6 protein-coding genes and 1 pseudogene are annotated in these 9,567 nt (G+C 71.3%); all 7 read left to right on the forward strand.

Translation table 11 applies throughout. The features are described 5' to 3' along the window. A pseudogene (locus O3Q52_RS41470) lies at nucleotides 1-225 on the forward strand (PH domain-containing protein); the annotation flags it as partial. A 394-nt stretch (nucleotides 226-619) separates the two neighbouring features. Further along, complete coding sequence (locus O3Q52_RS41475) at nucleotides 620-2,281, forward strand: hypothetical protein (protein WP_269653728.1); 1,662 nt, start codon at nucleotides 620-622, stop codon at nucleotides 2,279-2,281. 366 nt (nucleotides 2,282-2,647) lie between these two features. Beyond that, on the forward strand, nucleotides 2,648-2,995 hold the full coding sequence (locus tag O3Q52_RS41480) for a hypothetical protein (RefSeq protein WP_269653729.1): 348 nt from the start codon (nucleotides 2,648-2,650) through the stop codon (nucleotides 2,993-2,995). A 272-nt stretch (nucleotides 2,996-3,267) separates the two neighbouring features. Then, nucleotides 3,268-4,209 carry a phosphate ABC transporter permease subunit PstC gene (gene pstC / locus O3Q52_RS41485; protein WP_269653730.1) on the forward strand — a complete coding sequence of 314 codons (942 nt, stop codon included), beginning with the start codon at nucleotides 3,268-3,270 and terminating at the stop codon, nucleotides 4,207-4,209. A gap of 86 nt (nucleotides 4,210-4,295) precedes the next feature. Continuing rightward, nucleotides 4,296-5,621, forward strand: coding sequence for a phosphate ABC transporter permease PstA (gene pstA / locus O3Q52_RS41490; RefSeq protein ID WP_269653731.1), 1,326 nt, complete (start codon nucleotides 4,296-4,298; stop codon nucleotides 5,619-5,621). Continuing rightward, nucleotides 5,618-7,330, forward strand: coding sequence for a phosphate ABC transporter substrate-binding protein PstS (pstS, locus tag O3Q52_RS41495; protein WP_269653732.1), 1,713 nt, complete (start codon nucleotides 5,618-5,620; stop codon nucleotides 7,328-7,330). Before pstA ends, pstS begins: the two co-directional genes overlap by 4 nt. A 62-nt stretch (nucleotides 7,331-7,392) precedes the next feature. Continuing rightward, the coding region (locus O3Q52_RS41500) for a hypothetical protein (RefSeq protein ID WP_269653733.1) at nucleotides 7,393-9,567 on the forward strand (2,175 nt) is incomplete at its 3' end.

The following is a 9,567-nucleotide window of genomic DNA, read 5'->3' on the forward strand; positions in this document are numbered from 1 at the left end:
GCGGCGGCCGCCCGTGGCGGTCAGCAGCACCATGCCGCGGCGGGGGCCACCGGACCCGTGCGCGCCGGGGGTGACCAGATCATGGAGGATCTGCGCGAGCTGCTGGAGGCCCGGGGCAAGGACCCGCGGGCGCAGGGCGAGGTCTCGGTGCGGTGGGCGTACGAGATCGTGGCGCCTGCGGCGGCCGGTGCCGTGCTGCTGGCGATTCTGCTGGCTGTGGGCTGACGCTGCCGAGACCAGCTGGATGTTGTTCGTGAATCCCGTCACCGGCTGCCAAGTGTGCGCACAGTCCCCGCGAGACGCCGTGCAGACGGCGTGTCGCTGGGACTGTGCGCACACTTGGCTCTCGTTTGGCGATTCGCCAACAGCATCCCGGCCGGCCTGGGCCGTCCGGGCGCGCGCTCGGCCCTCGCTGTTTCTTGAGGGTTCTCTCGGCTTTCGTGGCTCGACGCCCTCGGCGGTTTGAGGCGATGGGCGCGTCCGGCCGTACGAGAGGGCGGCACCTCGGTGGGGGCGGAGCCGGTCAGGTGGCCCGGGCAGGGGCGTCCGGTCGCTACTGTCACCACCTGTGCCGGCGCCGGTGTCATCACCGGCGTTCCCACGCGATCCAGGAGTGCATGTGTCGTACGACGAGCCGCTGCGACTGCCCGTGGCCGCGATACCCGACGGCTGCAGGGACTGGACGGCCGGGCGGGCCGGTGTCTGGTCGGCCGCGCTGCCTCCGCGCTGGTCGTTCCTGGGGGTGCGCAGGTCGGTCGCGGCAGCCGTGTCCACGTTCGCGCTGTGCGCGGGCGCCTGGGCGGCGATGCTCGGCGGACTGTGGCCGTTCGTCGCGGCCGGGTTCGCGGTGTACGTCCTGTGGGTGCTCGCGCGGCCCGAGCTGGTCTGGGCCGGGGCGCCCGTCCTGCTGCTGGCGCTCGCCGTGGAGGCGCCGTCGCTTCCGTGGGTCGTGACCGCCGTCGTGGCGTTCGTCGTGGTGGTCACCTGGGCCGCCGTCGCCGTACGCCTGCGGGCCCGGAGCGGTCAGCTCGAACGGGCGCTGGAGGCGGCCGGGGACACCACGGCACGTACCCCGGACGCGGACGCCGTGCTCCAGCGTGGGCGTTTCCTGTTCCCGGCCGGCCTCACGGTGCTCGGCCTCGGTGTGCTCACCGGCGCCACCGCGGGCCTGTGGGGCACGGCCGACGACCAGCGGGGCTCCTGGGTCATGGCCGTCTACCTGGCCGGGCTCGCCGTGACCGCCCTGGCCTCGGCGTGGCTGGGCCGCCACCGGGCCCTCGCCCTGCGCCGGACCCCCGCGCCCGTACTGCGCGTCCTCGTGCGCGACGACGCGCAGGGCACCACGGAGGTGTACGCGGCGGACGACCTCGCCGCGGTGCGCCCGCTCTTCACGGTGGACCTGACGTCGTACGACGGTGAGGAGCCGGACGACGAGGACGAGGACGAGGACGAGGACGAGGATGAAGCGGACGGCGAGGAACTGGAGCGGCTCCTCGACGCGGTGGACGACGACAGGCCCGGGCCGGTCCGCGAGGCCGTCCTCTATGGCGCTCCCTTCGACGGCGCCGAACTCGTGGTCGTCAGCGCCGACGAGGACCCGGACCAGCCGCCGCTCACGGAGTGGTCGACGGGACCGGTCCGGCCGCTGTCGCCGAGCGCGGGCATGAGACGGGTCGCCAAGGAGAAGGCCCGCGAGGAGCAGAACCGCCAACTGGAGGAACAGGCGAGGGAACTGGTCGTCGACCGGGCGCCCGTCCCGGTCCGCCGCTGGCGTGCGGGCTGGCTCGACTGGGTGGCCGCGGCGCTGCTCGTGCTCTGGGGCGCATGGTTCGTCGCGATGTGGTTCTCCGAGTCCGGAGCACCCCTGTGGAAGCTGGCACTCCTCGGCGTACTCGGTCTGTACGGAGTCGTACGCGTCCCCATGAAGCTCGCCTGGCGCATCACCGCCGACCGCTCGGGCCTGTGGGTCACCGGCCTGCGCGGCCCCCGGCACGTCCCCTGGGACGACTTCCGATCCGTACGCCGTCAGTCCTTCGAACTGAAGCTCCGCTGGCGGGGCGACAACTGGTCGGTCGCGGCACCGCGCTGGGCCTGGTTCGAGCGACGCCAGGGCCTGGTCCATCCCTACGACGCCCTGGCGGCCGAGCTCACCGCCATGCGTACGGATCCCGCGCTGCGGCCCACCGGAGAGAGCACCGCGCCCGAACGGGGGCGCCCGCTCTGGCCGTTGGCCCTGGTGCTGGGGCTGGTGTGGGCGGCGGTGCTGGTGGTGTGGGGCTGAGGGGCCTAAGGGCTGAGGGGAGGGGCTGGGGGCGGGCAGCTTCTCGGGTCGGGCCCGGGTCCCGCCCGGCACGGACCGGTTTCCGCGCTCATGCACCCTTCCTGACGGCAAGTCAGATATCTCCGCCCGTCTGGGCGACAGCGCTTTCCGCCGTGCCTTACCTACGCGTTACCAAGGGGATACCAGCCCATGAAGTGTGCGTCGGGCAGTTAGTTTTGCCTGCCTTGCGTCACGGCTGCCTCAGTAGATTGCTCATGTCGCTCACAAGGGGGCCGTACCTGCGGTTCTGCTGTCTCGAAGGGCGGCGGGGGTGGGGAGATGGAGCAGCCCAGGGGGGCGGCAAGACCTGCCGCCGTCGCGGCGGGGATGAGATGTCAGATCGACTTCACGGCGGAAGGTGCCTACGGCTGGCGCCTGGTGGCCCCGAACGGGCGGACCGTGGCGGTCTCGGCGGACTCGCACGACTCGCACACACAGTGCCGGGCGGCGTTCACCGGGCTCTGTGCGAGGCGTGACGAGCTGGTCGGCGGGATCCAGCACAGCTCGGAGGGGGGTGGCTGGGTCTGGCTGCTCTGGGACGCGGCGAACCGTCCCGTCGCGGCGGCGGCACGTACGTACGAACGGCATGCGACCTGCCGTTCCGCCTATGACCGCTTTCGCGCGCTGTTACCCGAACTCGACCCGGAGCGGCCGGAGTTATGGGGTGAGACCTGAGGTGCGAGTGGTGATGGCGGAGGTGTGGAGGGCGCGCCGGGGCGGAAGTTGCCCCCAGGGAACCTCTCGTTCACGCTTCGGGATGGGCATGTCAATCGAGGACGTCGAACGTCCCATGTGTGCCTCAGCCGAAACCTCCGAGATCCCCGAGATCTCCCCTGCTCCGGAGAGTCCGAAGAGCCGGACCCGGGCGCGACGGCCCACTGCCCGCAGCGCCCGGGCCGCTCGCGTTCGCCGATGACGTACCCCGTCGGCTGTACGCGGACTCCGGGGTGCCGGACCGGGTCTTCCGTGCCGTCGCCCGCAGCGGTGGTGGGTTCGTGCTCGCCGTCATGCTCCTGGTCGGCGGCTTTCTGCTGCTGAGGGCCTGGCAGGCGCTCGACCGCGCGGGCTGGTCCTTCCTGACGACCGCCGCCTGGCAGCCCGACACCGGGAACTTCGGCATCGCCGCAATCCTGGTCGGCACCGTCCTGATCGCGCTCGTCGCGATCACGGTCGCCGTGCCGCTCGCCCTCGGCGCGGCCCTTTACATCTCCGAGTACGCGCCACCGCGGCTGCGCCGCACCCTGATCAGCGTCGTCGACCTGATGGCCGCCGTCCCGTCCGTGGTGTACGGCCTGTGGGGGGTCTTCTTCCTCGAGGGCAAGGTGCTCCCGACCGCCCGCTGGATCGCCACCTACTTCGGCTGGATCCCGGTCTTCGAGGTCGACGGCGCGGACCCGCGCGACCCGCTCGCGCCCGAGACCGTCTACACCTCGTCCACGTTCATCGCGGGCCTGGTGGTCGGCATGATGGTCGCGCCCATCATCTGCTCGATCATGCGCGAGGTCTTCTCACAGGCCCCGGCCGGTGAGCGCGAGGGCGCCTACGCGCTCGGCGCGACCCGCTGGGGCATGATCCGCAGCGTCGTCCTGCCGTTCGGCAAGGGCGGCATGATCGGCGGCACCATGCTCGGGCTCGGCCGGGCGCTCGGCGAGACCATCGCCGTCTTCATGCTCATCTCGCCGGTCTTCACCGTGCAGTGGCACGTCCTGCAGTCCGGCACCAGCTCGGTCTCCTCGCTGATCGCCCTGCGCTACGGCGAGGCCAGCGAGTTCAGCCTGTCCGCCCTGATGGCCGCCGGGTTCGCGCTCTTCGTGATGACCCTGATCGTCAACTTCGCCGCCTCGTCCATCGTCGCCCGCAGCCGCTCCGGCGCGGCCAGTGACGCGTGACGTGACATGCCGACCACCTCCCGACCGGCCCACCGACCGGCACCCCGTCGTCGCGGCCACCCGTGCCCCCGAAGGAAAGACCGGCGATGACCGCAGCCCCCGAGACCGAGACCCCCGCGAGACCCCGCACCACCCTGCCACCCGCTGTGCGCGCCGCCGCGCCCGGCGGTGAACACAGGCGCTCCGTCGCCCAGTTGAGGGCCACCGACGTGTACGCGATGGGCGGCGCCGCTGCCGCCGCGCTCGCCCTGACCTGGCTGCTGTTCGCCCGGCTGCTGCCGTTCGACGGCGTGGTCGGCTTCGTCGTCGTCACGTACGCCCTCTTCCTCGGCCTGTACGCGCTGCTCGTCTCCTTCGACGAGGACGGGCCCGCCGTCGCCGACCGGATCGCGGCCGCCGTGGTCCGCTCGCTGGGCGCGGTGCTCCTGAGCGTGCTGGTCTTCGTGGTGTCGTACACCCTCTGGGAGGGCCGCAAGGCGCTGCCCCATCTGAACTTCTTCACCGAGGACATGCGGCTGGCCGGGCCCCTGGAGCCGCTCAGCACGGGCGGTATCAAGCACGCGATCGCCGGCACCCTGATCGAGATCACCATCGCGCTGGTGATCACCGTCCCGGCCGGGCTGGTCTGCGCGGTCTTCCTCAACGAGGTCCCGGGACGCTTCGCCCGGTTCGTACGGACGATCGTCGAGGCGATGACAGCGTTGCCGTCCATCGTGGCGGGGCTGTTCATCTACGCCACCGTCATCCTCACCCTGGGCTTCCCGGAGTCCGGGTTCGCCGCCGGGCTCGCGCTCTCGGTGATGATGCTGCCGATCATCATCCGCGCCTCCGACGTCGTGATCCGCCTGGTCCCCGGCACGCTCCGCGAGGCCGCCTACGCCATGGGCACCTCACGCTGGCGCACCGTCTGGCACGTGGTGCTGCCGACCGCCCGCTCCGGCCTCGCCACCGCGGTGATCCTCGGCACCGCCCGCGGGATCGGCGAGACCTCACCGGTGTTGATCACCGCGGGCTTCGGCGCCGAGTTCAACGCCAACGCGTTCTCCGACCCCATGGTGTCGCTGCCGCTGGCCGCGCTGAAGCTCGTCGAGTCGCCCGAGCCGAACATGATCGCCCGCGGCTTCGGTGCCGCCGCCACGCTGCTCGTCGTGGTGCTCGCCCTGTTCGTCGTCGCCCGGAGCATCGGCGGGCGCGGCCCCGGACAGCTGACCCGCCGCCAACAGCACCGCCGGGTCCTGGCCTCCCGCCGGGACGTCCGGCGCTTCGAGACCCGTACCCGCCAGGGGGCGGGCGGGAGTCCTGTCGCAGGCTCTCCGCCCGGCCCCGCCCCGGCCACCCGCTCGGCCGTCCGGCCCGGCGCCGCCCTTCGCAAGCTTCGCAAGTCGGCTCAGGATCCGAGGAGTTCGTCGTGAGACCCGCAACCGCCTTCCGCCTCTGTGCCACGGGGCTGGCGCTGCTCTGCGCACTGGTCGCCGTCCGACCGCCCGCCGCCGAGGCGGCGTCCTATACGAAGATCACCGGCTCCGGCTCGACCTGGAGCTCCAACGCCCTGGACCAGTGGCGGCGCAACATCTCCGCCAACCTCGGCATGACGGTCAACTTCAAGGCCGTCGGCTCCTCCCAGGGACGTGAGCAGTTCCGCAACGGCGTCGTCGACTTCGCGGTCTCCGAGATCCCGTACGGGCTGACCGAGCAGGGTGTCACCGACAACCCGCCCGCCCGAGGCTACGCGTACATGCCGATCGTGGCCGGTGGCACCGCCTTCATGTACAACCTCAAGATCGGCGGCCGGAAGGTCACCAACCTCCGGCTCTCCGGAGCGGTGCTCGCCAAGGTCTTCACCGGCGCGATCACCATGTGGAACGCCCCCGAGATCCGCGCCGACAACCCCGGCCTGACCCTTCCGGCCCGCCGGATCGTCCCGGTCGTCCGCTCCGACGGCTCGGGCACGACGGCCCAGTTCACCACCTGGCTGGCCAAGGAGCAGGGAGCGGTCTGGAACGACTACTGCGGGCGGACCGGCCGCGGCGGCTCCTGCGGGATGACCTCGTACTACCCGGTCCTGTCCGGCTCCTCGATGATCGCCAAGTCCGGTTCGCTGGGCGTCTCCGGCTTCGTACGGCAGCCGCAGGCGGAGGGCTCGATCACGTACGTCGAGTACTCGTACGCCATCAAGACCGGCTTCCCGGTGGCCAAGGTCCTCAACAAGTCCAACTACTACGTGGAGCCGACCGCCTCCAGCGTGGCCGTGGCCCTGACCGGCGCGCGGATCAACCAGGACAAGAACTCGCCGAACTACCTGACGCAGATCCTTGACGGCGTCTACCGCAACGGCGACAAGCGGACGTACCCGCTCTCCAGCTACAGCTACATGATCCTGCCGACCTCGATCGGCGGCGACAAGAACCCGATGAACGCGGCCAAGGGCAACTCGCTGGGCACCTTCGCCCGGTACTTCCTCTGCGACGGCCAGCAACAGGCGGAGGAACTCGGCTACTCGCCGCTGCCCAAGAACCTCGTCCAGGCGGGCTTCGACCAGGTCCGCCGGGTGCCCGGCGCCCCCACGTCCGGCGTCGACATCAACGACTGCCGCAACCCCACCTTCTCGGGTGGCAGGAACACCCTGCTGGACAACGCCCCCCAGCCCAAGGACTGCGACAGGAAGGGCTCCACGCAGTGCTCCGACGGCACGGCCGGGGCCAAGTCGAACACGCCGGTCAACCAGGGCGCACAGGGCCGCGGCAACACGAGCGGCGGTTCCGCCACCGGCGGTTCCGGCAGCACCACCGGCGGGTCGGGCGCCACGGGCGGCACGGGTGGTGCCGGCGCCGACAGTGACGGCGACGGCACCCCGGACGCCCAGGAGTCGGCGGCGGCCACCACGACGGGCGGCGGCACCGTCGACCCCGACACCGGCGAACTCGTCAGCGGCGACGGCACCGGCCTCGGCGACAACTCGGTGGTCGCCAACCCGGTCAACCTCGCCTCGGGCCAGCAGTTCGGCCTGCGCGGCGCGCTGATGGCGCTCTCCGCGGTCCTGCTCGTCGCCGTGGTCGTCGGCCCACCGCTCACGGCCCGCATGTTGTCCGCCCGTGCCCGCCGCAAGGGAGAAACCGCATGAGAACCGTACGAGGGCCGATACGAGGGCTGATGAGAGGTCCGGTGCGAGGGCCGGTACGAGGCATGAGCGGGCGCAGACGGGTCGCGGCGGGCGTCGGCTCGCTGCTGGCGGCCCTGGTGCTCGGTCTGGTGCCGCTGCCGCAGGACGCCCGGGCGGCGAACGCCGAGGACTCGGCGGTGACGAAGACCGGGGCCGCGGGACCGTACGACGACTTCTCGAAGCTGAAGGTCACGGTCCACCAGACGAAGAACCTGCGCGGACAGGGCGTACGGGTCACCTGGACCGGCGGCAGGGCGGCGCCCACCGGCGCCAAGTACAACAACTACCTCCAGATCATGGAGTGCTGGGGCGACGACGCGGACAAGGGTCCGGACCGCACCCAGTGCGAGTTCGGTGCCGTGGACGGGGCCCCGGCGGGCGGCGGCCGGCTCGTCTCGCCGACCAGGGACCTGCTGGAGACCGACCACGCGACGGACCCCGACAACATCCCCTTCATCCCCTTCAAGCCGGTCGAGGGCGCCACGACCACCACCGGAACGGACTGGACCTACTTCAACAGCCTCGACACCAACTCCCAGACCTGGCTGCCCAACGACTCCGACGGCAACGGCGAGACGGTCTTCGAGATGCGCTCGTCGGTCGAGTCCCCGCACCTGGGCTGTGGCGCGCGGACCACATCGTCGGGCAGGGGCAGGCCCTGCTGGCTGGTCGTCGTCCCACGGGGCGAGCACGAGACCAACGGCACCGAGGGGAACAGCGGTTCGGTACGCAGCTCCGCGCTGAGCCAGTCGAACTGGAACCAACGCCTGGTCTTCCGGCTCGACTTCCTGCCCGTCGGCAGCAACTGCTCCCAGGACCAGGCCGAGCGCCGCACCATCGGCTCCGAGCTGATCACGGACGCGATGACGTCGTGGCAGAGCGCGCTGTGCGGCTCCGGCGCGGGACGGTTCACGTTCACCCAGTCCGGCGAGGGCGAGGCACGGGAGCGCGTCACCGCGCCGAGCGACACCTCGCCGGGTCTCGGCTTCACCGTGCAGCCCGTGGAGGCGGTCGAGGACGGGCCGCCGGTGGTGCAGGCACCGGTGGCGATCAGCGGCCTCACCGTCGGCCTCTACTGGAGATACGACGTCACTGTGGGGGAGGGCTCGGACTCGTACATCGCGAACCGTCAGCTGCACGACGTGAAACTGAACCAGCGGCTGCTCGCCAAACTGCTCACCCAGTCTTACCAGAAGAGCGTGGCCACGGCGGAATACCTGCCGGCCTACATCAAGTCGAACCCCGAGACCATCGGGGCCGACCCGGAATTCCAGAAACTCAACCCTGATTTCCCGGCCGCGAGCGGCAGAACGTATTCCCCCTGGGGGCTGCTCCTCTCCACGGAGAACTCCGACACGGCCACCATGATCTGGCGCTACATCCAGCAGAACAAGGACGCCCGGGAATTCCTCACGGGCAAGGCCGACCCGTGGGGCATGAAGGTCAACACCTCGTACGGGGACATGGACCTCGGCACGACACCCCTCGACTACTTCCCCAAGGCCGACCCGACGACCTCGAAGGCGTCCTGCGGCACCCCGGAGAACTCCCTGCCGTTCGACGGCACCGACCTCGTCCCCTACACCAACGACATGCACGACGCCGCGCAGAAGGTCCGCAACGGCTACGGCGGACAGCTCTACCTGTGCGCACAGTCGGGCTCGGGCTGGAAGCTGAGCGGTGAACGGCCGGCCGCCACCAACGCGCGGGAGTTCGGGGTCGTCGACTCGGCGTCCAGCACCCGCTACCAGCTCGATGTCGCCGCCCTGCCCAACGCCGACGGCACGTATGTGAAGCCCACCGCGGACGCCATGCTCAGGGCCGTCGCCGGCATGACCGACTCGGCCGTGGCCGGCGTGCTGACCCCCGACCCGGCCAAGGCGAAGAACGGCGCCTATCCGCTCACCGCCGTCGTCTACGCGGCCTCCTCCGTCGACCAGGCGAAGGCCGCACGCCAGGACTACGCGAAGGTGATCAGGTACGCGGCGGGCGCGGGCCAGACCCAGGGCACCGCGCGCGGCGAACTTCCGTACGGCTACGCGCCGTTGACCAAGGCGCTGCGCGACCAGGCACTGCGGGCGGCGACCACGCTGGAGACCTGGGTGGCGCCGGCCTCCTCGGACTCTCCGGGCGGACCGGCGGAGAACCAGCAGGGCCCCGGCGGTACCGGCGGGGGCGGGACGACCTCGGGCGCGGGC

It is taken from the genome of Streptomyces sp. ActVer (assembly GCF_027270795.1).
Classification (GTDB): domain Bacteria; phylum Actinomycetota; class Actinomycetes; order Streptomycetales; family Streptomycetaceae; genus Streptomyces; species Streptomyces umbrinus_A.

What these genes read in the sequence shown, in the direction of transcription:
- O3Q52_RS41480 (WP_269653729.1), top strand. Translation starts at nt 2,648, where the DNA reads ATGAGATGTCAGATCGACTTCACGGCGGAAGGTGCCTACGGCTGGCGC.
- pstA (WP_269653731.1), top strand. Translation starts at nt 4,296, where the DNA reads ATGACCGCAGCCCCCGAGACCGAGACCCCCGCGAGACCCCGCACCACC.